Here is a 26089-nt window from a genome sequence, read left to right on the forward strand (position 1 = left end):
TCTGTGCTGGAATCCCTGCCTGATTTATCTGAATGACAGGCGGAAACAGACATTATGCAGGCATCACAGTTCTCACAGCAGGTACTGGACTGGTATCAGCGCTATGGTCGTAAAACTCTGCCGTGGCAGCTGGAAAAAACGCCTTATAAGGTCTGGTTATCTGAGGTGATGCTGCAGCAGACACAGGTCGCCACCGTTATTCCCTATTTCGAGCGCTTTATGGCGCGCTTCCCAAACGTTAGCGACCTGGCTGCCGCCCCGCTTGATGAAGTGCTGCATCTGTGGACCGGCCTCGGCTATTACGCGCGCGCGCGCAATCTACATAAAGCGGCGCAAACCGTGGTGGAGAAGCACGGCGGGGTTTTCCCGCACACTTTCGCAGAAGTCGCCGATCTGCCTGGCGTAGGCCGCTCAACTGCCGGTGCCATCCTGTCGCTGGCGCTGGGTAAGCATTTTCCTATCCTTGACGGCAACGTTAAGCGCGTGCTGGCTCGCTGTTACGCCGTAGCGGGCTGGCCAGCCAGAAAAGAGGTGGAAAAACGCCTGTGGCAAATCAGTGAAGAGGTGACTCCCGCCAACGGCGTCCGCCAGTTTAATCAGGCGATGATGGATCTTGGCGCAATGGTCTGCACCCGCTCGAAGCCAAAATGTGAAATCTGCCCGCTGAATACCGGCTGCATTGCCTATGCACACGGCAGTTGGGCGCAGTATCCGGGTAAAAAACCCAAACAGACTATCCCGCAGCGCACCGGCTGGCTGCTGCTGATGCAGCAGGGCCAGGATGTGTGGCTGGAACAGCGCCCACCGGTCGGGCTGTGGGGCGGGCTGTTTTGCTTCCCGCAGTACGCTACCGAGTGCGAGCTGCGCCTGGCGCTACGCGCGCGCGGGGTCGATGACGGCCAGCTGCAACAGATGAATGCATTCCGCCATACCTTCAGTCATTTCCACCTGGATATTGTCCCCATGTGGCTGGATCTGCCTTCTGCCCGAGTGGCAATGGATGATGGCGCGGGTCTCTGGTATAACTTAGCGCAGCCGCCCGCCGTGGGGCTGGCCGCACCGGTGGAACGCCTGCTACAGCAGCTGCGCCAGCCGCAACAAATGGCGCTGAGCGCTGGCGCAACAGAATAAAGGAAGAGTAATGATCCGAACTATTTTTTGTACCTTTCTGCAACGTGATGCCGAAGGGCAAGATTTCCAGCTATATCCCGGTGAAGTGGGTAAGCGTATCTTTAATGAGATTTCGAAAGATGCCTGGTCAAAATGGATGGCAAAACAGACCATGCTGATCAATGAAAAAAAACTCAGTATGATGAATCCTGATGACCGCAAACTGCTGGAACAGGAGATGATTAAGTTCTTGTTCGAAGGCCATGAGGTTCATATCGAAGGTTATACCCCGCCGGAAGAATAAGCGTTGGGCCTCAATGAGGAGGCCTTATACATTGTGGGCAATGTACAAAAAAATGAATAAGAAACTGATTTCTTTACTAATTATTGCACCGTTATTGATCTCCTGCTCAAGCAAGAAACAGAACGTCTTCCATGAAGAGTGGGTTAAAGACACTAACGCTTTCGATATTTTGATGGGACAGTTTGCCCACAACATCGAAAATATCTGGGGGATCAATGAGGTGCTGATCGCCGGCCCGAAAGACTATGTGAAGTACAGCGATGGGTACTACACGCGTAGCCATATCAACTTTGACGCCGGTAGCATCACCATTGAAACCATCGCCGGAACTGACCCGATGGCCAGCCTGCGCCAGGCGATCATTACCACCCTACTGATCGGTGAAGATCCCGGCGACGTCGACCTCTATTCCGACGCCAACGATATTCAGACAGGCCAGGAGCCGCTGCTGTACGGCCAGGTACTGGATAATACCGGACAGGCTATTCGCTGGCAGGGACGTGCCGCCAGTTTTGCTGACTACCTGATTCAGAACAAACTGCAGCGCCGTAATTCCGGCCTGCATGTGATCTGGTCGGTTACCGTCCCGATGATTCCGAACCATCTCGACAAACGCGCACACAAATACTTGCCTATGGTACGCAAAGCCGCCGAGCGTTACGGCGTGGATCAATCGCTGATCCTGGCGATCATGCAGATTGAATCAAGCTTTAACCCGTATGCGGTCAGCCATGCTGATGCGCTGGGCCTGATGCAGGTTGTGCAGCATACTGCCGGTCTTGACGTCTTCCGTATGAAGGGGAAATGGGGCAAACCCAGTCGCAGTTACCTGCTGGACCCGGAGAACAACATCGATGCCGGAGCGGCCTATCTGTCCCTGCTACAGGGCAGTTATCTTGCCGGTATCAGTAACCCAACCTCACGTCGCTATGCGGTGATCACCGCATACAACGGTGGCGCGGGCAGCGTGCTGCGGGTGTTCTCCAGCGATAAAGATCGTGCTTTCAGCGCGATCAATAGCTTGCCCCCTTCTGAGGTCTACCAGACGCTAACCAACAAGCATCCGTCAGCTGAATCGCGTCGTTACCTGTACAAGGTGAACAACGCACAGAAGGGCTACCACCGCTACTAGTGATAACCCACCTCTTTTTTATCCTGGCGGATCGGTAGTTCAGGTCCGCCAAAATCCACTTAGCGCCAGCCCAACCCGATATATTTATATGCCGGTGAGTCCTGCATACCGGCGTTGCGGGCATTCACGGCTACCCACACGGAAAGCAGCTGACTGCCCGGCGGAATATTGTGGATAGAAGCACAGCCAGGCTGGGGCTGAACATGTTCATTGTCACCACCATTGATTGGCGCACAATATCAGTTATTCGCAGAAAAACCGTTATTTTAGTTTAGTATCTGTTGTAGGATTAGACTGAAAAAATCCTGTATCATCGGGATCCGCGCTTTACCCTTCCACCAGTTAATATAATAAAACATTGAAATGGAAGGATTAAAACAAAAAAGACATTGATAACGTGAAGAAATCATTAGACGAACCTCACGTTTTAGTAATAAATAAAGATAAATATTTTAAATGTAATGTGAGTATGGCAATGATCTTTACTACTTATACCATTCCGGGTAGCAGGCACTAACATTCCGACAATCACCGCCGTAAGTGATGTGGTACTGACTACCGTTCTTAGGACAGACTGACTTAAATGGAAAATGAGGTTAACGTGGAACAGAGGGATTCTGCCAGCATTCTGGTATTAACGAGAACACGCGCCAGAACACGTCACTTGCTGATTGACACCGCAATAAGGCTTTTTGACAGCGGTGCCTTTCCTTCAATAACGGAAGTCGCGCATGAAGCACGGCTGTCACGCGCCACCGCCTATCGTTACTTCCCCACGCAAAGTGCGCTGGTTTCCGCCATTGTTGCTGCAACATTAAGCCCGATGGCAGACTGGCAGCCCGCGCATCAGGATGTCATTGCACGCATAAACGAATTATTGAGCTTCGCATTTCCACATATGCTAAAGCATGAAGGCACGCTGCGTGCCGCACTGCATCTGTCTTTGACGCAGTGGGCGCAGTCGCAGTCCGCCGATGCTCCTCCGTTAAAAGAGAAGCTGGTGCGCGGTAATCGCGAAGCGGTTCTTAAGCTGGTCACGCAGCCGCTTAACGACGAGCTAACGCCGCAGCTAATCGACCGCGTAGTGCGTGCATTATCACTGATATACGGCTCTGAGATTTTTCTGGTGATGAAAGACGTCTGGGGCTGTGATAACGACGAGCTGCAGGATATAGGTAAGTGGGTTGCCAGAGCAATCGTGCGCCAGGCACGGGAGGATGTGCTGGCAACAGGATAAACAGGCCGGGACTTTTCACATCTCCATAAAGGGGCGACCTCTTCGGTCGCCCCATACCAGCCTATTCGACGATCGCATAACCTTGCAGGTGCTTAATGCCCTTTTCATCGGCAACCGCATAGACGCCCTGCAACTCCGGTGAGAAGCCCGGCAGCAGATTTAGCCCCTCTTCCAGCGCCAAAAAGTAGCGCTGAACCGCCCCGCCCCATATCTCGCCGGGTACCACGCACAGCACGCCCGGTGGATAAGGCAGTGCGCCTTCAGCCGCAATACGCCCTGCAGCCTGAGAAATGGGCACCAGTTCGACGTTGCCGCGAATAAATTCGATGTTGGCATCCTGCGGGTTCATCGCTATTTTCGGCAGGCTTTGTTGGCGGAACATCGCCTTTTGCAGATCCTTAACCTCGTGGCTGACATACAGGTCGTGCATCTCCTGGCACAGACGGCGCAAGGTGTAACCTTCATAACGCGCCGCATTTTTACGATAAATAGTCGGCAGCACATCGCGTAGCAACGCATCGTCTTTAATGTGCTGTTCAAACTGCGCCAGCTTCGCCACCAGCCGTGCCATCTTATCTGCGCTCTCCGCTGGGGTCAGCAGGAACAGAATGGAATTCAGATCGCACTTCTCCGGCACCACGCCATTCTCGCGCAGATAGTTGGCCAGAATAGTGGCCGGAATACCAAATGAGGCATATTCACCGCTGGCGGCGTTGATGCCCGGCGTGGTTAGCAGCAGCTTACAGGGATCGACCCTGTACTGATCTTTCTCATAGCCTGCAAAACCATGCCACTGCGCGCCTGGGGCAAAGCTAAAATAACGCGCATCGCTGGCGATTATCGCGCTGGGTGCGTTCTGCCACGGCTGCCCATCAACTTCATCAGGTATAAATGGCTTAATCATTGCACAGTGCTCAAGAATGGCTTTACGCGTATCAATACCCAGCATCACACATTCATGCCACAAGCGCCGGCCAGCCTCGCCCTGATGTATTTTGGCGTTAATATCCAGCGCGGCAAACAGCGGATAGAAAGGGCTGGTAGAGGCATGCAGCATAAAAGCGTTATTCAGGCGCTTATGGCTACAAAAACGTTGCTGTCCGCGTATATGGTTATCTTTTTTATGGATCTGAGAGGTCTGTGAGAACCCGGCCTGCTGCTTGTGCACCGATTGCGTGACGAAAATACCGGGATCGCCCGGTTGCAGGTCGAGCAGCAGCGGTGAACAGGCTTCCATCACCGGAATAAACTGCTCATAACCGACCCACGCCGAGTCAAAGAGAATGTAGTCGCACAGGTGGCCAATGCTGTCGATCACCTTACGGGCGTTGTAAACCGTACCGTCGTAGGTGCCAAGCTGGATCACCGCCAGGCGGAACGGGCGTGCATCATCGGCACGATCCGCTGCGACCTGGGCAAGCTGCTGACGGATCCAGCCTTCATCAAAGCAGTGCGCATCGATACCACCGATAAATCCGAACGGATTACGCGCGGTTTCAAGATAGACAGGTGTGGCTCCCGCCTGGATTAGCGCACCATGATGGTTTGATTTATGGTTATTGCGGTCAAACAACACCAGATCGCCACGCGTCAACAGCGCATTGGTCACCACTTTGTTCGCGCTGGAAGTCCCGTTCAGCACAAAGTAGGTTTTATCAGCATTAAATACCCGTGCGGCAAACTTCTGCGCATGTTTAGCAGAGCCTTCGTGGATCAGTAAATCACCCAGTTTCACATCGGCGTTGCACATATCGGCACGAAAAACATTCTCACCGAAGAAGTCGAAAAACTGGCGTCCCGCCGGGTGTTTTTTAAAAAAGGCGCCGCCCTGGTGGCCCGGGCAGGCAAAAGTGCTGTTCTCCATCGCCACATATTTAGTCAGCGTCTGAAAGAACGGTGGCAGCAGTTTTGACTGGTACTCTGCAGCCGCAGACTCCAGCAGCACAGCATCATTTGCATCACCGTCCAGCACGCCATCAACCTGCGGTAAGTCCACCGCCTGCGCGATATCGTCCAGCGCAATAAATACCGGCAGGTTAAAACCGGTATGGCGCAACAGCGCCAACATGCCGGATCGAGAGTCACTGACGGAGAGCACCACTGCCGCCACGTCGGTGAAATCAGTGTTATCCAGCGTAACGACTTCACGCCCGGTGCGAAGGTGAATAGCCACGGTGGTGCTGGCTGCAATTTTTAAAGGAGTCATAGCACAAATCCCAAGCGGTCAAGGATGAGTGGGTGCCTGAGGCACAGCAATAGGAACATGAGCAAGCGCACGTATTCCCGGCGAAGGTTGTCAACCTGGTGTTCAGCAGAATACTTTTTCGCTTCGCCCGGTAGACATCAGTAAAATCAGATCGCTTCTGTTTTTACTCATGGCCAACAGCCAAGCGTTGGTAGGCTCACCGCATGGTAAGGCGGCTTATAAACAAGACATCACGGCGAGATAACAGGCAGAACGGCATCGTATGATGTCGTTTAAAGAAGCTGGTAAGCAGCAATGAACCTGCCATAACGGCTACCTCAGTATACGGATGGAATGGGGCGTTAAAATTTGCGCAATAATGGCATTTTTTGACGGCGGGTTCAACCTGCGCACACAGGTTTATCAACCTATAAAAAAACATAACGTACTAATAATCATACTCAAATTTCTTGGTGGTGGTTTATTCCAGTCGGATAATTCCAGCCCATAGCCAGAAATTTCTTTCCGCAATTGCTCGCGCCGGAAGATATCTGTGCCTGTTCAATCACAGGGGGGAGGAAGCACTGGCGCGGTGTTCCAAGCGTGGATTGGTGAAAAAGGGTGCAACTGAGCTGTTTTTTCTCATAAAGCCGTTGACGATTGGGATAGCATAAGGTTTAATGCGCCCCGTTGCCCGGATAGCTCAGTCGGTAGAGCAGGGGATTGAAAATCCCCGTGTCCTTGGTTCGATTCCGAGTCCGGGCACCATCTTCAGAGCCTGTTCGTTAAGAGATTAAACTCCTGACGGGCATGTAAAATGGTCCCCAACTTGATGATGGTACTTTGCTTACCACACCACAGTTAAACACGGGACTGAAAAGTCCGGAGGATGTTAGTGCATCCTCCGGGTTTTTCACATCCATTAAAAACCTTTCATGAACGTATTTACCCTCTCCTTCTCTCAGTGTCAATATTTTGTAAAGCTTTCCTCTTCTTTTTTTCCATTTTTATAAACAAACGCTTAGATCTGACTTGAGATTTTCCTTAGGACGCATCGAGCTGTTCCAGCACGAACCTCACCTTTTCAATATCACTCTCGACATATTGCAGCGTAACGGCCGGTGTGGAGTGCCCTAACAGATCCTGCGCCATCTTGAGGTTCCGGTCGGGTAAGCTCATCAGGTTCGTGGCAATCGTGTGTCTGAAACGATGCGGGCTTACCACAAATCCGCACTCATTAGAAAGACGCCTGAAAAAGGCGCGTAAAGGCGGATGATCCATATTCTCGCTGGTTTCTTTCCTGCGTCCGTCAAAGCGTGAGATATTAAATAACTGATCGGCCATCTTTGCCCCCCGCCCGACTGACTGGTCATAAAGCCTTTCCAGTCGTGGTCGCAGGTGTGTTGTGATGGGCACACGGTGCTCACGATGGTTTTTTGCCCCTTCCGGGCGAAGGCTGATCCAGTTGTGTTCGAAATTAACGTCACAGAGGCGTATATGCAGCAACTGATTCTGCCTCATCCCGGTCCGGCGTAATATGTCCACAACCGTCATCCAGAACCAGGCAGGCCTTAGCGCATTCTTACATGCGCCAACCCTACCCGTCCGCTCTTCAGCCTCTCGTGCCTCCATAAGCAGGTATATTTTTTTAATCTGTGCATCGTTGAGAGTTTTCTTGCGTTTGACATCTGGCCGGACAACGGTGCCATTAAACGGATTTTCCCTTTGAGAGATGTGCCCCTGCGTAATAGCATGGTTAAAAATGGCGCGCATATGTGTCAGCTTATTATTCCATGTAATTTTAGTGAGTCCGTCTTCAATAATGACCTTGCGTCGCCACTGCAGAACCAGTTTTTTATCTACTTCTTCAGGCACTACTTCATTACCTGTAAAGCTGATGAAAGACTTAACCACTTTTCTATAGCTCCACTCTGTCGCAGGACGCAGAGACTTACTGAAAAAATAGTCAATCAATACATCATCAAACGTCATCACATCAGCCATAAATCCCTCGTTTTTTCACTAATGCCTTACGCATTAACTTCTTGGTGAAAGCCATATACTGTCCGGCGGACAACTCCCTTTTCTGAAAATAAGATTAGTCTCAATCATATAACCTGACACCTTTATAAAGCGTCCGCTTTTATCCGGCGCGTCGTATTTATGGTAATGATAAAGCCCCTTTCCATTTCGTGAATGATGGACAGAGAGCGCTTCAAAACTTTTCTGTAGCTGATGTTTATCCTGAATATCATCACCTGCGGATGAGATGTACTTATAAAAAACGTCCGGTGAGGCGACAAAAATAAACCTGGCCAGAATGTGCAGCACGCTGTCACGTTCGTTAACGGAAAGCGTGCCGTCAGTGATGGATTGCCTGAGCCACTGCAGAAATCTCTCGCCGTCCGTTATTTCCGTCTTACCGCTCTCCTGCCGGCTGACTTCGCTGATGCTCTCTTCCCCTGCCGGCGCTGACTCCGGCAGCACCGGTGCCTCATCAGCTGACGGAAGGGGCTGCCCCTCTGCCATCAGATCCAGCATGGACATCAGGTTTCCGCCGGGCACCTGCTGCTGCCGATCGTCACTTTCGTTATCTGCCGGAATGCTCTCTTCGCTGCCCAGTGCTGACAACAGCGCAGTATCCTGAGCAAGGTTGCCGGACGTTACAGAATGCGCCTCATTTTCCGAACGGACCGCACTGGCAATATGATTTTCAGATGCCACCGCATCGCTGGCACCGGACAATGGCACGGCTTCGTTTTCATCTGGTTTCGGGGGGGTATGGCCCGTTTCCGGAACAGTCACGACCGGACTGACTGCAGCCGGAGGCGGTACATCGGTAACCGTGCCTCCGGTAAAACCGCAGCTGTTGCGGGCGTCGCTGACGATACTGTTCAGAAGGCCAGATCCCGCCCTGCTTCCGGCAAGGAAACCGAGCAGGCTGTCAGAAATGGCTGGCCACCTCTGCAACCAAATCAGTCCCTCTGCGGGCAGCAGGCGGATGGCCATATACATGGCGTTCATCCCTCCGGCCGGCGACGCTTTCGGGCGCACCCGCCACTGGTCTGCGGGTACGTTAAGCCCCGGATACCAGGGTCGCCCGCTTTTCGTTGCCCCTTCCATCTGCGTGAGCCATTCAAAGTGATGAAACAGCCCGGCCCAGTACAGGGCGCAGGCCCAGCCAGCCCCCTGCTCTGCCTGTTCCTCCGGCGTGGCACCCGGCGGCAGCATCATGCCGCGCACCAGTCTTACTGCCCGCGTCGCCACGTTCAGGCTCAGGTCAGTAAATCCGCCGGGGCCGGAAAATTGCCCGTTCCAGGCCGCCGGGCACTCCTGTACGCGGGCAGCCATCTCCTCCAGCGGTCGCAGCCACCAGGCTTCCGTAACCGGCGTTGACAGCGGACTGTTCTCAGTCAGCACGCGGATAAGACGACGACGCTCATCCGTCTGTAGCAGCACAGCGCCGGTTTTTAACGGATGAAAGCCTGCCGAATCAGCGGCATTGCGTCCATACTGCTCTGGCACGGCCAGGCGTCCCGCACCCGCCTTTACGTTCCTGCCGGTTAACNATTTCAATCCGCGCATCGTTGCCCCGTCATTATTCGGCTCCTGAAAATGACGCTACGCTAAAAGACCCCAGCGCAATGACAATGGAAAACCCGGAATGCCCGGCGCTACAAATCCCGCTTGCTTAAATTCCACGACCCGGCTTCACAGTTTCCGGCTGCTTCCCGGCATTCAGGATGTTCTCTTTACTGCCTCAGTCTGAGCAGACTTTTCAGGGGATTGACTATGCAGCAGGCCATCATCGTGGCGTATTTTATTATCTGGCTGGGTATTTCGGCAGGTGTCAGCATCCTGTATACGTCAGGCACCAGCTGGCTGCTGTTGGTATGGCCGCTGATATTCTGCATGCCGTTTCTGCTGCGGCCGCTGGGCTGGCTTGAGCGACAGTTTCGTCCGCACCTCAGTCTGGCAAGCCGTCGTAAAGGACGAGCTTACGTCCATCTTTCGCCCTGGCAACCCACGGTAAGACTTTCAGCACAACAGATCCGGGCGTTCTGGTCCAGCGTGAATCGGTCAACCTGCGAGGCACTGCAGAAAAACCGCACCGTTATCGTCTCATCCCACCTGCTGACGACGAACCGGGCCACTCGTCTGAAAGCGCATCTGGCAGAGTCCGGCCGGCACTTCCGCTGTCGGGCGTTCTCTGTCCCCTTTACGCCAGCGGCAAGAGCCGTGATGCAGCTGGAGATCCTGTTCCGCCAGTGGCGCTGGCGTAGTCCTGCGCGTAAGGTATGGCCGGTGATGGTGATACGTAAGAAATCCTCAGGAACGGGAAGCAGCACCTGACTAATTCACTGTTATCAAAAGTAAAATAGCCGCGCCTCCATCACCTGCTGAAGATGAATACCACAAAAAAAACAGGCCGGTTTCCCGACCTGTCTGATGTAGTAATAATTGAAACCGCTGCTACACAGCAACAGCGCTGTCCCGATTTATCCTGGATCGCAAGCGGTATGGCCATCCTCCCCAGTAGTGCATCGGCGTATACAGCACTCGCCGGCGCTCATCACTGAGTGCATTCCCGATAACCACTTCTCCGGCCACGCCGCACAGCGAGAGCTGGATATAAGCCATCCCCGCCGCCAGCGGATCGATATCGGTAGCCGATACCCACATCCTCCGGTGTGGTGGAAAACCCACCTCCCGCAGAACGCTGGCGAAGGCCAGCGCCATGCAGCCCGCGCCGCAGGTCGGTTCTGACAGGGTGATAAAGGGTTTATCCCTGAACTGCTCCTCCACGTTGCCGAGTTGCAGTTGAGCCATCATCACCCCCACGCTCCACGGAGTAAAAAACTGTCCACGGTACTTGTCGCCCAGCTCCAGCAGCATAAAGACGCGCCCGAGAAAATCTCCGGGTGACTCTTCAAGGCCGCTGACAACGTGCGCCAGCAGTTGTGCCATATTGGTGACATCCGGCTTCTGGTATTTGCTCACGATGCGCATATATTTTTGCTCGCGCCTGTCGCAGAACTGCAAACCGTTTTGCAGCGCGATAACGCTACAGCTGATGAAATCCTCAAAAACCTGATACCGGTGATGATAACGGGCAGTCTGGTCAAAGAGGGAGATAAAGGCATTCTCATGGTTGATGGCGTTTTTCACAGGTATTTCCGGTAAAAAGGAAAACACCATCCACAGGGGAAACGGTGTTTCCCCTGTGGGTGAAAAAAACGGCCACGGCTTGCGCGGTGACCGGTATGCCTGACCGGATAAGCCGGCAGTATGTTCTATGCGCGGACGCTGCCGTACTGCGCAGCACCAGCGCCAGACGCCTCGGGTGCCAGCAGATATATGCGTGCGCCCTCACCGCCGGTCGCTGCATCCCGTACGTCAGACGGATAAGGTCCGCTGTCGACGTGATCTCCACGGTCAAAGCAGTTATAACCCGACAGTCCCGTATCTTGAGAGATCCAGTAGTGGCGGATTTCGCAGTCAAACAGCGACGACATCTGCCCCATCACCTCACCCGACGGTGGATACCCGGGCGATGACAGCGTGAGCGCCAGCGAGCTGATATCCTCACGACTCCAGCGGGCCTGGTGCCCCGCCGGAAACTCCATGCCGAACAGCTGCATATAGAGCTCTGACGTGGTGTTGAGTCCGCTGAACAGGCCACTGGTGCCGTTCAGCTCCGTCGCCAGACGTGACGGCATCACCATCAGCATGTCGCAGGGACAGGTTGTCTCCGGCATGATGCTGAGAGAATCCCAGCGCTCCTGCGGGTCGAACTGCCCTGCGCCGCTGGCGACGCCGAACCAGTCTGCGTAATGAACCGCCACCAGCTGCGATATTATCTGCCGCGCTGCCAGGGGAATATTCTCCCACTTCAGCCCATCGATACCGGACTGCAGCCAGATTTTCTCCATGCGGGAAAGCGTCGCACCGTCAAGCCAGGCGTCCTTCTCCAGCAGTTCGAGGAAGTGCTGGAACGCGTGGTTAGCAGACGTCTGCGCTCCCAACCCTGACGCGGTGAGCGCCGGGTAAGCCGGATACGTGGTGGCTTTTACCGGTTTAAGTATCCCGGCACAGCCGGCCAGAAACAGCTTTATGGCCTGGCGGATGGCGTGGCGGTAACGCGGGGTTTCCGTGCCGACGATCCACGACTGCATCACATCGATGCAGACAGACTTACCGGTGATGTCCAGACGGTTATGGCACCATGAAAACATAGTTGTACTCCTCTTTACGGTTGAAACGAAAAGAGGGCATCTCCCTGAGGAAGATACCCTCAGGGGGATGATGACGACCGCAGTCGTCGGGTTAAGTTAAGCCGCCTGCACCGTCTGACGGTTCAGCGGCTGTAGCAGATATTCCGATGCTTCCCGGGCAAACCGGCAGGCGCGGAAAAACGCTTTTTTGTCTTCACGCAGCGCCTTCAGCCAGCTGGCGAGATAGCTTTCGTGCTGTACCTCACCGATGACGCCAAGCTCAGCGCAGAGGAACGCGCTGCCGGTTTCGGCAATCAGTTCTTCAAAGGCATAAACCGGGTCACCGAATTTTCTGGACGACGAGGTAATACCCACACGGTTCAGACGTTTGCCGTGACCGCTGGCGTGCACCAGCTCGTGCAGCAGCGTGGAGCAGTAGTCCGCCTCTGATGCAAACTGCGCAACGGTTGGCATGACAATGCGGTCGGACAGCGGCTGATAGTACGCCCGGTTCTGCCGGTAGTGAGCGCAGCTGACGCCAGTGGCGTTAACGATGCTCTGCACCCGTTGCAGTCGCTCCGCACTGAGCACCGCGCTGTTCTCTGGCGCTTCTTCCCTCAGGCCGCCCCGTATCGTATCCGGCAGGCCGTCACACTGGGCAACGTTGAACAGTTGCAGCGGGCGCAGCATCGCCAGCTGTTCCATTACCGGTTCACCGTCCCGGAACAGCAGGTTGTCACTGTTGTCCCGCGCCTGTTTTTCAAACGGTTTGTAGATAATGGCCAGCGCGCTGCGCTCGCCCTTTCTGACCTGACCACCGGCGGTCTTCGCCTGCTGGTAAGTCAGCCAGCGGTCGGAGGTATAGCCATGCTCTTCGGCAGCCATCCACAGCAGCGGAATATTGACACCGCTGTAGTGGCGGCCGGTGGTGGCATTCACCGGCAGCGCGCTGCCGTGCACGTTCTGTGCAGAACGCCACGGCCGTCGCCAGGGGGGCACACCGTTTTCCAGTGCCAGAATGATTTTATCGGTGACCTGCTGATACAGGTCAGTTCGTTGAGTGGATGCAGCCTTGCGGCCGCGTGGGGTTTTCTTCATGGGGATGCAACCTCTGAGTATCGGGCGCATCCGTCCCGGTGGCGGACGATGCGCCACCGGTGAGTGGGTAAATCAGTTATCAGGCATACCGTACGAAGCCGTCCGACATCACCTGGCGGATGCGGTCGCGTACGCTGCGCACCGCGCTGTCAAACATCTCGCGATCGGCAGGTTTGGCGCGCTTTGCATCAAGCCGGATAACCTGGTCCAGCACAGACAGCGCCTGCGATCGCCAGCTGAGTCGTTCGGAGTTACTCACGCAGGCGTGGAAGTGCCTGAGGGACTGGTCGTGAAGCCACTGAACCTGATTGCGGAACTCGCCAACCGGTACGTACACCTTTTGCGGCGGACGCGTCTCTTTCTTAACCGTCATACCGGTCGAAGGGTTATTGACCGGAGTCATTAACAGGTCATGGTGATCATTCAGCACCGCGTCAAACGAGCTCTGCGCCATAAAGGTCTGAAACGAGTACTCCTTTTCAGCAATCAGGGCATCGGCGTTCTCTGACCAGTTGTTATCGGTTGAAGGATTGCAGCCCACGGCCCAGGCTTTAAGCCATTCACCGGGATTTTTGTCATCCGGAACACGGATGTAGATGCCCAAATTTTTCTCAAGTATCAGAGGGCGTTGCATCCCTCCCCGTTGAGATAAAACCGGACGAAGTTGAGTTGAGGTAAAGCGGATCATCATGCCTCCTGACATAAGGAGGAGACCTCCCCGGAAGGGAAAGTCCCCCCGGGAAGTGAGTTAATTTATCAAGAACATTCAGTCAAAGCGGTAGCGCAGTTCGGCCATCTGCCGGGCCATCCTTCGTCCCGCGCGTAAAGCCTTACGTGCGGAGGAGAACTGGCCAGCGCTGGCATGCGGCTGATAGCGCCAGTCGCGCGAGCTGTACCCGGTACGACGGGATATCACGGCGTTAAAGCCACTCCCTTGCGGAATAATCTCCGGGCGGAAACTGCTGTGGCCGCTGCGGTTGGTAAACCATTCAGACTGCTGCGGATCCAGTGCCAAAGAAAGGCGGTTGAGTCCGGCCATTGCATGGGCGATCAGTGAAAGAAGTATACTTCTCATGGATTTCTCCTTTGGTTAAAAAGCGGAGAAATCCTCACCGCAGCTGCAGGGAGGTTTTCCCCGCGCGGGTTGAAAAGCGTTTGTGTAAGTGGTTAGCCTGAGCCTTAAGAAAATGACTGCGGCATTTTGACTATCCTATATTCAACATCCAGGACACGTTTGATACCTTCGTTGAAACCATGGTTCCAGGCTCTGGCATCAATCTCATTTCCGAGAAGAATCAGATCTGTAACATATTTTTCGAACAGATCTTGAGAAATGAATTTAGCCTCACAGGAAAAACCTATTACTTCCGCAATCCGGAAAACCTGCCATGCTCCCTGGCTATACCCCTCTGGACCAGCCTCCGCATTTACAGCCAGACGATTCAGAGCGCGTATTGACAAAAGTAAACCTTCAGCTTCAGAGATGACTGCAATAAAACCTATAGCAGACTGTGCTGGAATGATCGAAACAGAAAAAGTACGAATAAACTTGGCAAAATTCTCATTATGCCAACTATCTTCAAACTGGCAGCCAGCGTTGATGCGCTTAAATTCAGCTTTGGCGCGCTCAAGTTCAGCTCTGAGGCGCTCAAGTTGAGAGGCCATACGTAGCGCTTCTGCACCGTACTTGAACCGGTAAAGCCATGCCGAAAAACGCCTTTCAGGCGCAAAAAGGCAGGCAGCCCGTTCAGCGAATGCGGCAACAAAATGGGTAATATTAAGTAAATGCATGGTGGTATCTCCGAAAATAAGGGAAACAACCACCCGCGACGGGAAGCGTTGTCCCGTGGGGATGTGGATAAATCAGGAAGTATGTTGAATGGACCTTAACCGCAAGTGTCCCTGTTCTCAATTCAGCTTCAGCGATAACTGAAGCTCATCGAAAAACACGGCATACTCTTGAAAGAAAGGTCAGACGTGATCACATGTTGAAGTGCATGGATCAGACGTCACGGTCTGCGACGACCTCGCCTGGTTACAGCCTTCCCGCCACTGCGTGGCATCAAGGCGTAAACCGCTATTGGCCAGTGACCTGAGCAATGCCCGGGGCCAGCGTTTCATCATGCCGTGATACTGGCGATCTGCGAAGAAGTAAGCCGCGTGGTAAACGCTGAATTCAGCCAGCATCTTATGCTCCGGNCGGGTGTAGGTTGCAGCGCGTTCAAGTTCATCAGCGATCAGACATAACGCTTCTGCGTCACTTCTGAAACAACAAAGCCACCCTGAAAAACGTGNTTCAGGCGCAATACGGCAGATGACCCTTTCAGCAATAACGGCAACAGAATGAACGGTATTCAGTAAAAACATGGTGGTATCTCCGTGAGTAAGGGAAACAACCACCCATGACGGGAAGCGTTGTCCCGNGGGAATGTAGATAAATCAGGAAGCAGGTTGACTGGACCTTAACCGCAAGGGTCCCTGTTCTCAAAGGTTAAACAGGCTGAACCGCTCTAAAGCGCCATCTCTCAGGTTATGATGGCATTGGCATNTGATTACCCGAAGGCGTTCCTCTCAAATCACCGGAACATTGGCATGTTGTCGTGATGACAACGGTTAGCAAAATTATCGTACTTCAGGTTTTACGTTACATCAAGCCCCGGCGAAAAAAATTAATCNATAATAATGGCGCGTGGGATACCTGCCTTAAAACTAATTTTTGGTCTTATTATAAACGCGCGCAACATAATGCCCTCTTCCATCGCCATGACCTAAATCCATAGANGCCAGCGCCTGCGCTTCTTTAAGACTGAATCCTTCATTAAGGTGAAATGCGGTCACATCCTGCGTATAGGCATAGCGCAGGCTGTGCGGTGCAAACTCGCCCACCAGACCCGCATCGCGTGCGACATTTCTGTATCGCTCTATGGCGAGATGTAATGACGACTTATTCATTAAGCGGCCGTTATTTTCTTCAGCATATTGTATAGCCTGCCTGATTGCCTGAATGGTTTCTTCTCTCTTTATGATGGTCGTATCTCTTGCCCGCCCACCTTTCGTACCAAAAACGATACGAACTTTTCCCTCGTTATTGTCGAGGNTCTTTTGCCATGTTCGCAGTGACTTTACAGACTGCACCGNTTCTTCCGTTCTCAACCCTAAAAGACGGGATAATCTTATNGCACAGGCAACGCCTTTATCTTTTTCCTCTGCTGAACAAAGAACCTGGCGGTAATANTCATCCGTAATAGCAACTTTTGTCCCGTCACGGCTTGTACCTGAAATATTAAGCGCTTCATTGCTCAGTTTTTCATGTGAGGGATCTGCCATAAAGGTTTTTCCGGCAACGCGCAGTAANGCACGGATGGCGGCCATCTCATTTTGNAGCGTTCGTTTAGAGATATTCTCAGTAAGCCGACTGCGAATATATAATTCAACGTGGCCGGTTTTGATATTTTTCACGTCCCTGANCTGAATATTAAGCTTCAGCANCCGTTCAGCAAAACGGTCAGCTATTTTCATGCGATCGGAGACGGTTTTAAAACTTCCGCCGGCCTGCCTTGCCAGCGTCATCAAATTTTTATTCAGTTTTGCCACAATCAATCCTCCATTCAAACAGGTGACAGCGCTTTTCCGTCTGCGTGAACGGAAAAGCGCTGTCACCGGCTGCGAATTAACAACAGACGATGAAATTTCACCCCGACGGCACGGTTGATTTTGCGCTTCCTGCGTCACGGCAGACATCTGTGCATCGGGGCGGCGAAATGTTGAGTTATTGCGAGGCTCCCCAGGTCTCTGACCTGTTCGCGGCTTGCGCCGGGCTGAAATGAATCAGACTGCCTCCACACACCAGCAAGCTGGTGTCGCCATCGATGTCGTGCCGATTTTCTCCTTAGATAGTGAAGTTCTGGGCCGTTGTGACGGACAGAACACCAGGTTGATAAACAAACGAATATGTTTGGGAAGACGTCATTGTGGTGATTTAAACCCTTCAGTACGTGTTGGTCAGTTGGTAAAACTGTCGTTGAAGCGGCAGTGCGTAAGCTCTGCCNGTTATGCGCTGCGCGCGTCACTTGGTACTCGTTTTACTCGTACACAAGTGACGCCGCGCTCCTCTGCTCTCAATGCCGTCGTGGAAGATGCCCAAATGTGCCAAATGGNCATACCCACGCCGCAAAGTTCGCAACCGGACTTCAGCGTCAAATCAAAGTGAAAAGTAAAACGGAGACGGGCGAAACCCGTAATCAGTGGCAAACCAGTAGCTGGCTGAAACAGTGGAAAGGACCTTAATCGCTGTACGATCTTCGTTTTCAAAGGTTAAACGAAGTTACCGCCCGAAAGCGCCGTCTCTCAGGTTATAACGGCATTGGCATGTGATTACCCGAAGGCGTTCCTCTCAAATCACCGGAACATTGGCATGTTGCTTAGTGCAACGTTACAACAGGGCGATATTAGATCGGACTGAGATACTTTTTCAAGACCTGTCAGTCGATTGGGCATAAAAAGGTGCTAATTTGGTCCGGATTGAGAAGTAAATCTTTAAAGATAAAAGTCATAAATCCATGTCATTTTTATAAGGATATGCCAGTGAAATGAAGAAAAATTTATTTCTCATAATAAAATTTACTTACCCACAACCTTTCATGCCAAATCACCTTAAGAGTAATTATAATACTCATAAGCCCCATAATTAGCACATATTCATCAATCAGAAATATAAAAAAAGAGAAAAACCATTAATGGCACTCAATAAGAAAAGTGCTCATAAATAAAATCAACAACAACCACCACAGGAGTGAGTAATTAACAAGAGAGAATTAAAGCATGCATCCTCACCAGGGTACGAAAAGGGAAATAAAATAGCATATTAATAGGCCCAACTCCACCCTATAAAAAATAATACATCAGCACCAACCGAAGAAACCCATTGAAACTTACGAATAAGTATAAATTAAAAAAAACAGGTACTAATAAAATAAAACAACAATTTATAAGAATGGAAAACCCCCAAAAATTACAATTCTTGGATAAATTTCACACCCGCATAGAAACAATAATTTTTTATCGAACAAGACGGTTAGATTATAATTTATCTTTGCTGCTAAGGCACATTTTCAACATATAATTATTGGTTAATCTCTACCCTCTTGCGGCCAATCCTTTAGCTTAAAGCTGTCGATAACTCTCCACAGATAATATTGGCCAAAACGTACTGGTTAAATACCCAGATAAAATGGTTTCTTCTGGGTCAAATGAGTGATACATTTTCACCCATAGAACCCCGGGAGGAAATATGTCCGAATTTGAAGCAGTGGCTCAGGACCTGGTCGCACAGGCAGAAAAAGAAGAAATTCAGCGCCAAGAGCAGGACCGCAGACTGATAGGTCGGGTACTGGAAATCTATGATCAGAAGTATGTCGCTGAACTCCTGAGAAGCCTCGGTAAAAATGAATGGACTCGTGAAACACTGAACCGCTGGGTTAATGGAAAATGCAGCCCTAAATCACTGACTTCTACTGAAGAAGCCCTGCTGAACAAAATGCTCCCCGCAGCTCCTGTACATCACCCAAACTATGCTTTCCGTTTCATCGACCTTTTCGCAGGCATTGGAGGTATACGTAAGGGCTTTGAGGAGATTGGTGGGCAGTGTGTGTTTACCAGCGAATGGAACAAAGATGCAGTCAGGACCTATAAGGCCAACTGGTACAACGATGAAGAAGTACATCGTTTTAACTTTGATATTCGGGAAGTGACTCTCAGCGACAGGCCGGAAGTTCGTGAGGACGACGCCTACCGTAATATTGATAAAGAAATCCCGGATCATGACGTGCTGCTTGCCGGTTTTCCATGTCAGCCCTTTAGCTTGGCAGGGGTAAGTAAGAAAAACTCTCTTGGTCGCGCCCACGGCTTTGAATGTGAGGCACAAGGGACGCTATTCTTTGACGTTGCAAGGATAATTCGGGCCAAACGGCCAGCCATATTTATGCTGGAAAACGTCAAGAACCTTAAAAGCCATGACAAGGGAAAAACGTTTAAGGTCATTATGGAGGCTCTTGATGAGCTCGGTTATGAAGTTTCAGATGCTGCTGCTACCGGCAGGGACGACCCAAAGGTTATCGACGGCAAAAACTTCCTTCCACAACATCGCGAGCGAATCGTACTGGTTGGCTTTCGCCGAGATCTGAATATTCACCAGAACTTCACCCTGAGTAACATCAGCCGGTACTTCCCGGATAAGCGTCCTGAATTCGGGTCGCTTCTCGAGAAAACAGTGGACAGTAAATACATCCTTACGCCACGCCTTTGGGAATATCTCTATAACTACGCTAAAAAACATGCCGCGAAGGGTAACGGTTTCGGATTTGGGCTGGTCGATCCAACCAATTCAGGCAGCGTCGCCAGGACCCTGTCTGCTCGCTATCATAAGGATGGCTCCGAGATCCTCATTGACCGGGGATGGGACATGGCAGTTGGGGAGGTTGACTTTGCCAATGAGAGTAATCAGACACGGCGACCAAGACGCCTCACCCCGCGTGAGTGTGCCCGGCTCATGGGTTTTGAAAAACCAGACGGAAAACACTTTCGTATCCCGGTATCAGACACGCAGTCCTATCGGCAATTTGGTAACTCGGTCGTAGTACCTGTATTTGAGGCTGTAGCAAAATTGCTGGAACCAGTCATTAAACAGGCTGTTAAAAAGACATCCTCAAAGTAAGACTCTGCCCGCAGGCCCTTAGGACCTGCGGGGTATCAACCCAAGCTCAATATAGATGTCCAACAGCTCAGCAATAAAATCGCCCAAAGTCTTCAGTGTTTCCTGGACACTCTTGGGATATTTCACATGCAGGGAAGCGGGCACGACCAGCTGTACACCTTCCTTCTGCATTTCGGCGTACTGAGATACCGAAACCCCTTCCTGAAGGGTGAATAGATGTATTGTGCCGATACGATCGGCTTCATTCAAAGCCTGGCGCCAGCGATCTTTACAGGTTGTCTTAACAGCAAGCATACGCAGATGCTGTTCCGGAAACGTCTCGTCACGATAAGCAGCAATTGACGGGAATAGGAAATCAGGTTTCTTGTTGCCTTCTGTAACTGCCTGCGTACTAAAAGCGGATAGTCCTTGCTCGATGAAAATCTGTTCAAGATGTAACTCTAGCGATTTTCCAGCTCGCGATTTCCGGCGATTGCTGACTGAATTGGCAAAGGAAATAAATTCATCTACTGAGTTAAATCCCTTTTGAATAATCTCCAGAACATGCATTTCTTCGATGAGAAGAAAGATCTCATATTCTTTTTTTCGCCGTTCCATTATTTTTTTATCCGGATCGGTTTCCCTACTGCAATAGTGACCTGCCGCAAAGCGGATAATCTCAGTACCCGTTGGGAAAACTGATGCCCATTCCACCGGAAGTTTATATCTGTATTTAACGTCGACAGGCGACAGCGCAAACCCTCCAAGGATCTTATTGCCACTACCGGCATAAAATACTCCAGGGATCACTTCTCCCGTTACTGACTCAACAATGTCCTCATCGCCTGCCGTGGCACAAACCCAGACATCGACGTACTGAGCATCAGCAGCATCATCTTTCCTGAATGCCAGAATCGACAGAGCTCCGGTATTTTCTGGGTCCTGAAGCGGACTGTCTCCTCCCCAGCGGGTAATTCGTTTTTCATTACGCGTTTTCCCAAAAAATTTATTGTTGTAGTAAATCGCCCGAACCTCTCTGTCGACACAACTGTGCGATGAAATTCTTGCTGTGAGAAAAGTATCGGGATTTGCGCTTTTGCAGTGATTTATTGACGGAAACAGCATCTCGACAATATCTGCTGGTATATATAGGCCGACCTGGTGAGCCCCGGTAGCCCCAGTATCATTCGCTGATAGTCTTTTGATAAAAAGAAAATGCTCATCAGTGGCTTTTTCCTGTAGCCAGGCATGTAATTCTGACATCTCAATCCCCGTTGGTTATTTTCTGAAGTTACCTCTATAAAAAGCAACTTGCCCACTGCCAGTAATAGTATCCTTACGTTCATCAGATGAATGCTTGGCTGCCAGAAGAGCGCCTTGAAACGCTGTAAACACCTATCGATGAGACTGCTTGCAACTGATTAATGGGCGCAACTAAAAGGGCAATGGAAAGATGATGCCTTTTTATACGCCGACACCCATCGCATATTCCACAACTCCTATATACTGCATATGCCCGATCGCTGCCAGCTGGTATCCTGCTGTGAGTGTTACCGCCAGCAGGATACCAGCGACCAGTCATAAATTGGAGGTGTTACGAATGTTGAGCCGAGAGATGTTGGACTGGATTTGGCAGCACGGTTGGCCCGGTTTGCTGCTTGTTCTGGCTGGCATAGTGGTCACCGCCCTTCATGCATGGCTGGTTAAAACCGATCCTGTAATTTTTATGCGCTGGCTACTGAATATCAGGAAACAACGGTTGGAGAAAATGCTTTCACTCGACTATCTCGAACCGAACACCCGCGATCTAATCGCACTTGAGCTAAAACAGCACTGCCACGCCAAACTAACCGGCATCATTGAGCCACGTCTACAGGATGCCGTGATCCTAATGTCAACGCGCTACCATCTACGGGCACGCTACCTGAGACCTTGGCGTAGCTTGCTAAAAGAATGCGAAGGGCGGATCGAGTTTGATACGAAATGGTACCGACGTGAATGGTGGTTCTTCACGCGGATCAACCTGCCCTTGGCTACCGTCACCCTTACCCTGATGGTTTACCTCTTCGCACAAACGTTCGGCTGGCATGCACTCCCTCTCATAATGATCGCCAACATCACTGTATGGTGGTTTCCGTGGCTAATGCTCACTTCAGTACCATCCCCACGCCTGACCGCAGAGATGCAGGCATATTTAGTTAGGTTTAATGAGAGCTAGTCGACATGTAGTGCGCACTTAACAGCTTGGTCTGCTCCGGGCTAACTGGGTAGCCATAAATATCAACTTATGGTTTTGCCTCTTTTATGATGAGCTGATAATAATGGGTGGCACGAAATCACCCCATGATAATTTCCTGATGGGTTGTACAAAATTTGTCAGTACCAGTGAAATTTAGTAACCTGGTGACATCAAACATGGGGTAGAAANTCTGCCAGCTACACCCGGCCAACGGGTNATTGATGACGAGTTTTTGCAATCAATGGTTTAAGGAGCTTTNACTATGAGTGAAGATGGATTTAAAACGGATGATCTGAGCAGTACTCTTGCCCGTTTCGCCAGCAAACGCCGCAATATTATCCAGGATGAATCCAGGCTGGAGCGTAAGATTCAGGAACCCGTTACATTTTCAAGTGCGACCCAAAATTGTGGCGCTGCAATCCTAGCAAGCACTGCATCCTTGCTAACTCTCACACATGATAATATTGACGAGAACTGTGAACCGGTCGGTTCAGAGGGCTGGATGCATGGTTCACAAGGGTATGGATATTACAGAAATGGTGTAAAAGACTAAACCAGCTCAACTTTATAACTGATTTAGTCTGTCTATAATCAACCTGTCCCTTTTGTTATCGCAGATTTTGCTGCGCTTTTGGCTGCTTTCCCACCTTCAATACCTGCCTGTTGTGGCATTTTAGAAGCAGAAACCATCGCTGAATCCATAACTCCCCCTATTTTTACCCCAGCCCAACTCAGCATCCCCATCCAGAACGCAGGAAACACCACATACATCATTCCCAGCACCAGATTCATAATCCAGCCATCGGCCGTGGAGCTGAAGAACCCTGCAAACGGCACGCTGCTGTTGGAGATCCCCTGCTCTGCCATATTGTCGTAAAGAATGGTGATTAGACGGTCGTCGAGCCAGCCCGCCAGTTCCCACCAGAAGGTGATGAACTGCAGCGCAAACAGTGCAAACGAGATGGTCACAATCGTTTTGGGCTCATAGGCGCTGAACATCATCAGTACCGGTATCACCGTGATGATCATCATCTGCAACAGCGCCTGTATCATCGGCAGAGCCTGCTTCAGCGCATCAAACCCCGGCAGCGCTTCAGCCTGTTTCAGGCCGAGCCCGATGGTAGACGTCAGGCGCGTGATATTTCCGGCCAGGCCCGAGGTCGTATCGTTACCACCGACCGCATAAGTGGTTCCCGCTCCGGACAACCCCGCGTTACGCGGGCTGACCAGCCAGCGCATGGTCAGCTCCTCCCACTGCGCCCCCGGAAACTGACGCTGCATCTCTCTGCGCGTACCGTCGCTGAAGTTGGCCAGCACGCGCTTGCTCAGTCCGGATGTGCTATCTGACCACCAGGTTTTACAGGTGGGATAGCCGCCCTGGCCCGTATCCGGGTAACCGCTGTCGCGACTGCTGTCGTACGGCCACTGGCTGCGCGGCTTCATCGCCGTATAGTCGTCGTAATACCCGGCGGTGTTCAGGAAGTAGCTGCTGCCAATCCAGCCCACCGCGTTGATGGTGGCATCGCTCAGCTGGCTGTTGCTGTTCTTCAGCCTGAAATAAGCCCGTGAATAGCACTGATCGGCAAACTCCTGCACCTCCTGCAACAGCACCGGGTCGCGCAGTCTGGTGTTCTGCACGTCGAAACGCATCTGACGCAGCTGGGTGCCGCAGGGAATGGAGGCTATCATCGCCTGAGTGGTGCCTTTCGACATGGAATGCAGCAGGTACCACCACACCGGCACTTCGGCGGTGCGCCCGTCAAAGTCATTGATAAGCCCCTTATAGCCGGAGTTTTGCGGGGTCGGGACACTGACGCCGCACTGCTTCGCGCGCGAGCTGTCGAACTTAATGGTGCTGATATCGACCGGCAGCAGCGGAATGCAGCAGAACAGCATCACCAGAAACGAAACGTAAATAGCGTGCTCGATGCGCGGCAGTGCCAGCAACCCCTTGTTGCCTTCGTCGGCCCCCTCTTCTCTGACCTTCAGCCAGACGCCCAGCACCTTAAACACCAGCGGCAGGGCAAACAGCCCGGTGCTGCCGAGGATGCTCCACATGGCATTGTTCATCACCCAGCCAAACAGGACGAGAAAATACTCCAGATAACTGTTCGCGGTCATTTCAGCCTCCCTGCGTCGCGCTGGTCCAGGCCACGTACTCCGTGGCGAGCATAAACAGCACCGCCAGCAGCTCGGTACGCGGCAGGCGCTGGCGGATCTGCGGCCAGCATCGCACTGCATGCGGCCGCACCTTCAACAGCCAGACGAGCGCCAGGCCGACATAGAGGGTGATGCGCCAGCCAAACAGCCCCCAGCGACTCTGGTGCAGCCAGCTGCGGGTCAGATGGCCATCCGGATCGTAAGCCATAAACAGCGAGGCAACGGCGAACATCGCCACCGTCATCAGCAGCACAAGGAGCAGAACGATAACAACGCGGCCGGTGCGGCCGCTGAACAGGGTCAGTTTCATATCAGTTCGCTCCCGTCGGCTGCGTCTGCCCCATCCTGCCGAACCCCTGATCCTCACTGCCGGACGTCTGCTGCAGGCGGTTGTCCTGATTGCGCGCCCCCTGACGCTCCAGCGTGGTCAGCAGGCTGTTACTGCTGATGGATTTACGCAGCTCCATCTCGTTACGCAGGGCGGCGATTTCGCGATCGAGCGCATCAATGCGGCGGTCACCTTCGGCAATGGCTTCCGTCTGCCCGGCGGCGTTAGGTTCTGATTGACCGGTGGTGAGCATACGGCGCATGGTCAGCGCGGTCTCCACGGTGTCGGCCATAGCAAGTTCACCGGCAAGACGCTGAACCAGCGCGGCCTTATCCTGATCGTCGCGCAGTGCCTGTATCACCCCGCGCGTGACCACCAGACTGCCGGTTCTGATCCCGGCCAGGTTATCGGCGGTCGGCGGCAGCTGGCCGTTAACCAGCTTACCCAGCTGCTCAAGGTTCTCTTTGGTGGCATCTTCCAGCAGCGGTGAGAAACCGCTACCGGCAATGGTGCTGCCCGGCTGGTTTTCGCTCCCGCCGCTGGCACACTCGCTGGTTTCCCGGCAGGTACGGATGGAGCGGTCGCCCAGCACTTTCACCACCGCCGCCGACGCCTCGTCAGAGGTTTTGTAACGCTGGCAGGCGCTGCCGTTGCAGCTGGCAGCAGCAACGCTGTTGTTGCTGGTGACCGGCAGGCCGTTCATCATGTTGTAGCCCGCTTTAGCGAGGTCACGGGTTGGCTGGATGGCGCGCTGCCCCTTGCCTCCGCGCTTCTCGCCCCCTACCCAGGTGACGCCCTCCTCGCCGGTAGCTTTCTGCAATTTCTGGTCGCTGGAGACGGCATCACCGCCGCTGCCAGCGACGATATCCTTATACTCCTCCGACACCGCAGCCTGCTGCCATTTGCTGCCCATTGTATAGTCGGCCAGCTTCTTCGACATGTTCTGGCAGTTGAGCTGCCCCTTGTCGAAGTTAATACCCGCCTGCAATACGCCGTTAGTCAGCATTTCATACAGCCCCGGATTCGCCCGCTGGATGGCCATCGCCGGCATGCTCATCACCGCCCCCGTCGCGCCCTGGATAACGTTGCCCATCAGATCCTTGAAGCCGCTGGTAATACCGTTGAGCTGGTTACCCACGGTGGTTTTCAGGTCGAAGTTGCCGCACATCAGGTCGCTGCTCCAGCCGCCGTTGAGCCCCAGACGGGACATATTGCTGCGGCTGGGCGGCGGAGAGGTCACCGATCCACCGCCGATGGAATAAAACAGGCCATCACTGACCGCCCCGCTTACCGATCCGCCTGAAGAAGAGAGTGACGCGTCAACGGCCGCTGCCGGCAGCGAGGATGCTGCCAGCCAAATGCCGGTCATCAGAAGATATCTGTTCATGCT

At 52.5% G+C, this 26089-nt stretch carries 22 protein-coding genes and 1 tRNA gene; 9 read left to right on the forward strand and 14 right to left on the reverse strand.

The genetic code is table 11. From position 1 onward, the window contains the following. Positions 1-54 precede the first annotated feature (54 nt). The 4 genes from mutY to EPYR_RS15030 all read left to right on the forward strand — a co-directional run bounded on the left by mutY (position 55) and on the right by EPYR_RS15030 (position 3783). On the forward strand, positions 55-1131 hold the full coding sequence (gene mutY / locus EPYR_RS15015) for an A/G-specific adenine glycosylase (RefSeq protein WP_012669235.1): 1077 nt from the start codon (positions 55-57) through the stop codon (positions 1129-1131). A gap of 10 nt (positions 1132-1141) precedes the next feature. After that, positions 1142-1414 (forward strand): oxidative damage protection protein, encoded by a 273-nt coding sequence (locus EPYR_RS15020; RefSeq protein WP_012669236.1) that lies wholly within the window; start codon positions 1142-1144, stop codon positions 1412-1414. 52 nt (positions 1415-1466) lie between these two features. After that, the gene (gene mltC / locus EPYR_RS15025; RefSeq protein WP_041474140.1) at positions 1467-2546 is read left to right on the forward strand and encodes a membrane-bound lytic murein transglycosylase MltC; all 1080 of its coding nucleotides are present in this window, start codon (positions 1467-1469) and stop codon (positions 2544-2546) included. A gap of 583 nt (positions 2547-3129) precedes the next feature. Then, entirely contained in the window at positions 3130-3783 is a 654-nt protein-coding gene (locus EPYR_RS15030; RefSeq protein WP_012669238.1) for a TetR/AcrR family transcriptional regulator, read from the forward strand. A gap of 61 nt (positions 3784-3844) precedes the next feature. Here EPYR_RS15030 and EPYR_RS15035 read toward each other — a convergent pair whose 3' ends face one another. Then, positions 3845-5989: an ornithine decarboxylase gene (locus EPYR_RS15035; protein ID WP_012669239.1), complete on the reverse strand. Its 2145-nt coding sequence runs from the start codon at positions 5987-5989 to the stop codon at positions 3845-3847. A gap of 671 nt (positions 5990-6660) precedes the next feature. Between EPYR_RS15035 and EPYR_RS15040 the strand changes: the two genes are divergently transcribed. Beyond that, positions 6661-6736: transfer RNA gene (locus EPYR_RS15040), tRNA-Phe, on the forward strand. Between the two features lie 276 nt (positions 6737-7012). Here the strand turns inward: EPYR_RS15040 and EPYR_RS15045 are convergent. Then, positions 7013-7972 (reverse strand): tyrosine-type recombinase/integrase, encoded by a 960-nt coding sequence (locus tag EPYR_RS15045; RefSeq protein ID WP_012666840.1) that lies wholly within the window; start codon positions 7970-7972, stop codon positions 7013-7015. Positions 7973-8005: 33 nt separating this feature from the next. Continuing rightward, positions 8006-9553, reverse strand: coding sequence for a TraI domain-containing protein (locus EPYR_RS15050; protein ID WP_014539441.1), 1548 nt, complete (start codon positions 9551-9553; stop codon positions 8006-8008). A 207-nt stretch (positions 9554-9760) separates the two neighbouring features. Between EPYR_RS15050 and EPYR_RS15055 the strand changes: the two genes are divergently transcribed. Then, complete coding sequence (locus tag EPYR_RS15055) at positions 9761-10321, forward strand: hypothetical protein (protein ID WP_012666838.1); 561 nt, start codon at positions 9761-9763, stop codon at positions 10319-10321. 120 nt (positions 10322-10441) lie between these two features. Here EPYR_RS15055 and EPYR_RS15060 read toward each other — a convergent pair whose 3' ends face one another. The 7 genes from EPYR_RS15060 to EPYR_RS15095 all read right to left on the reverse strand — a co-directional run bounded on the left by EPYR_RS15060 (position 10442) and on the right by EPYR_RS15095 (position 16875). Beyond that, positions 10442-11167: a DNA methyltransferase family protein gene (locus tag EPYR_RS15060; RefSeq protein WP_012666837.1), complete on the reverse strand. Its 726-nt coding sequence runs from the start codon at positions 11165-11167 to the stop codon at positions 10442-10444. A 95-nt stretch (positions 11168-11262) separates the two neighbouring features. Continuing rightward, the gene (locus tag EPYR_RS15065) at positions 11263-12204 is read right to left on the reverse strand and encodes a DUF1281 domain-containing protein (RefSeq protein ID WP_012666836.1); all 942 of its coding nucleotides are present in this window, start codon (positions 12202-12204) and stop codon (positions 11263-11265) included. A 96-nt stretch (positions 12205-12300) separates the two neighbouring features. Further along, complete coding sequence (locus tag EPYR_RS15070; protein WP_012666835.1) at positions 12301-13281, reverse strand: ArdC family protein; 981 nt, start codon at positions 13279-13281, stop codon at positions 12301-12303. A 79-nt stretch (positions 13282-13360) separates the two neighbouring features. Continuing rightward, positions 13361-13969, reverse strand: coding sequence for a hypothetical protein (locus EPYR_RS15075; protein WP_012666834.1), 609 nt, complete (start codon positions 13967-13969; stop codon positions 13361-13363). A 78-nt stretch (positions 13970-14047) separates the two neighbouring features. Continuing rightward, positions 14048-14356, reverse strand: coding sequence for a hypothetical protein (locus EPYR_RS15080; protein ID WP_012666833.1), 309 nt, complete (start codon positions 14354-14356; stop codon positions 14048-14050). A 104-nt stretch (positions 14357-14460) separates the two neighbouring features. After that, the gene (locus tag EPYR_RS15085) at positions 14461-15072 is read right to left on the reverse strand and encodes a hypothetical protein (protein WP_012669242.1); all 612 of its coding nucleotides are present in this window, start codon (positions 15070-15072) and stop codon (positions 14461-14463) included. Positions 15073-15990: 918 nt separating this feature from the next. After that, positions 15991-16875, reverse strand: coding sequence for an integrase domain-containing protein (locus tag EPYR_RS15095; RefSeq protein WP_041474185.1), 885 nt, complete (start codon positions 16873-16875; stop codon positions 15991-15993). A 1696-nt stretch (positions 16876-18571) separates the two neighbouring features. On the opposite strand from EPYR_RS15095, the gene EPYR_RS15100 reads away from it, so the two are divergent. Then, on the forward strand, positions 18572-19993 hold the full coding sequence (locus EPYR_RS15100; protein WP_012669246.1) for a DNA cytosine methyltransferase: 1422 nt from the start codon (positions 18572-18574) through the stop codon (positions 19991-19993). Between the two features lie 18 nt (positions 19994-20011). Here EPYR_RS15100 and EPYR_RS15105 read toward each other — a convergent pair whose 3' ends face one another. Continuing rightward, positions 20012-21235 (reverse strand): type II restriction endonuclease, encoded by a 1224-nt coding sequence (locus EPYR_RS15105; protein ID WP_012669247.1) that lies wholly within the window; start codon positions 21233-21235, stop codon positions 20012-20014. Positions 21236-21587: 352 nt separating this feature from the next. On the opposite strand from EPYR_RS15105, the gene EPYR_RS15110 reads away from it, so the two are divergent. Both EPYR_RS15110 and EPYR_RS21175 read left to right on the forward strand, forming a co-directional pair. After that, positions 21588-22190, forward strand: coding sequence for a hypothetical protein (locus EPYR_RS15110; protein ID WP_148217840.1), 603 nt, complete (start codon positions 21588-21590; stop codon positions 22188-22190). Positions 22191-22473: 283 nt separating this feature from the next. Next, a complete protein-coding gene (locus EPYR_RS21175; RefSeq protein ID WP_226060750.1) occupies positions 22474-22764 on the forward strand; it encodes a hypothetical protein in 291 nt (96 codons plus the stop codon). A gap of 38 nt (positions 22765-22802) precedes the next feature. Here EPYR_RS21175 and EPYR_RS15120 read toward each other — a convergent pair whose 3' ends face one another. The 3 genes from EPYR_RS15120 to EPYR_RS15130 are packed head-to-tail and all read right to left on the reverse strand — an operon-like array spanning position 22803 to position 26086. Continuing rightward, complete coding sequence (locus EPYR_RS15120) at positions 22803-24332, reverse strand: conjugal transfer protein TraG N-terminal domain-containing protein (RefSeq protein ID WP_012669249.1); 1530 nt, start codon at positions 24330-24332, stop codon at positions 22803-22805. 1 nt (position 24333) lies between these two features. Beyond that, the gene (locus EPYR_RS15125) at positions 24334-24681 is read right to left on the reverse strand and encodes a hypothetical protein (RefSeq protein WP_012669250.1); all 348 of its coding nucleotides are present in this window, start codon (positions 24679-24681) and stop codon (positions 24334-24336) included. 1 nt (position 24682) lies between these two features. Continuing rightward, positions 24683-26086 carry an integrating conjugative element protein gene (locus EPYR_RS15130; RefSeq protein ID WP_012669251.1) on the reverse strand — a complete coding sequence of 468 codons (1404 nt, stop codon included), beginning with the start codon at positions 26084-26086 and terminating at the stop codon, positions 24683-24685. Between the last annotated feature and the right edge of the window lie 3 nt (positions 26087-26089).

Source organism: Erwinia pyrifoliae DSM 12163 (assembly GCF_000026985.1).
GTDB lineage: Bacteria > Pseudomonadota > Gammaproteobacteria > Enterobacterales > Enterobacteriaceae > Erwinia > Erwinia pyrifoliae.

Excerpts from the sequence above, each read along its gene's own strand:
- EPYR_RS15120 (WP_012669249.1), bottom strand. The coding sequence starts at position 24,332 with ATGACCGCGAACAGTTATCTGGAGTATTTTCTCGTCCTGTTTGGCTGG.
- EPYR_RS15035 (WP_012669239.1), bottom strand. The coding sequence starts at position 5,989 with ATGACTCCTTTAAAAATTGCAGCCAGCACCACCGTGGCTATTCACCTT.
- EPYR_RS15105 (WP_012669247.1), bottom strand. The coding sequence starts at position 21,235 with ATGTCAGAATTACATGCCTGGCTACAGGAAAAAGCCACTGATGAGCAT.
- EPYR_RS15020 (WP_012669236.1), top strand. The coding sequence starts at position 1,142 with ATGATCCGAACTATTTTTTGTACCTTTCTGCAACGTGATGCCGAAGGG.
- EPYR_RS15055 (WP_012666838.1), top strand. The coding sequence starts at position 9,761 with ATGCAGCAGGCCATCATCGTGGCGTATTTTATTATCTGGCTGGGTATT.
- EPYR_RS15060 (WP_012666837.1), bottom strand. The coding sequence starts at position 11,167 with ATGGTGTTTTCCTTTTTACCGGAAATACCTGTGAAAAACGCCATCAAC.
- EPYR_RS15045 (WP_012666840.1), bottom strand. The coding sequence starts at position 7,972 with ATGGCTGATGTGATGACGTTTGATGATGTATTGATTGACTATTTTTTC.
- mutY (WP_012669235.1), top strand. The coding sequence starts at position 55 with ATGCAGGCATCACAGTTCTCACAGCAGGTACTGGACTGGTATCAGCGC.
- EPYR_RS15080 (WP_012666833.1), bottom strand. The coding sequence starts at position 14,356 with ATGAGAAGTATACTTCTTTCACTGATCGCCCATGCAATGGCCGGACTC.
- EPYR_RS15070 (WP_012666835.1), bottom strand. The coding sequence starts at position 13,281 with ATGAAGAAAACCCCACGCGGCCGCAAGGCTGCATCCACTCAACGAACT.
- EPYR_RS15130 (WP_012669251.1), bottom strand. The coding sequence starts at position 26,086 with ATGAACAGATATCTTCTGATGACCGGCATTTGGCTGGCAGCATCCTCG.
- EPYR_RS15030 (WP_012669238.1), top strand. The coding sequence starts at position 3,130 with ATGGAAAATGAGGTTAACGTGGAACAGAGGGATTCTGCCAGCATTCTG.
- EPYR_RS15075 (WP_012666834.1), bottom strand. The coding sequence starts at position 13,969 with ATGATCCGCTTTACCTCAACTCAACTTCGTCCGGTTTTATCTCAACGG.
- EPYR_RS15100 (WP_012669246.1), top strand. The coding sequence starts at position 18,572 with ATGTCCGAATTTGAAGCAGTGGCTCAGGACCTGGTCGCACAGGCAGAA.
- EPYR_RS21175 (WP_226060750.1), top strand. The coding sequence starts at position 22,474 with ATGAGTGAAGATGGATTTAAAACGGATGATCTGAGCAGTACTCTTGCC.
- mltC (WP_041474140.1), top strand. The coding sequence starts at position 1,467 with ATGAATAAGAAACTGATTTCTTTACTAATTATTGCACCGTTATTGATC.
- EPYR_RS15125 (WP_012669250.1), bottom strand. The coding sequence starts at position 24,681 with ATGAAACTGACCCTGTTCAGCGGCCGCACCGGCCGCGTTGTTATCGTT.
- EPYR_RS15085 (WP_012669242.1), bottom strand. The coding sequence starts at position 15,072 with ATGCATTTACTTAATATTACCCATTTTGTTGCCGCATTCGCTGAACGG.
- EPYR_RS15110 (WP_148217840.1), top strand. The coding sequence starts at position 21,588 with ATGTTGGACTGGATTTGGCAGCACGGTTGGCCCGGTTTGCTGCTTGTT.
- EPYR_RS15065 (WP_012666836.1), bottom strand. The coding sequence starts at position 12,204 with ATGTTTTCATGGTGCCATAACCGTCTGGACATCACCGGTAAGTCTGTC.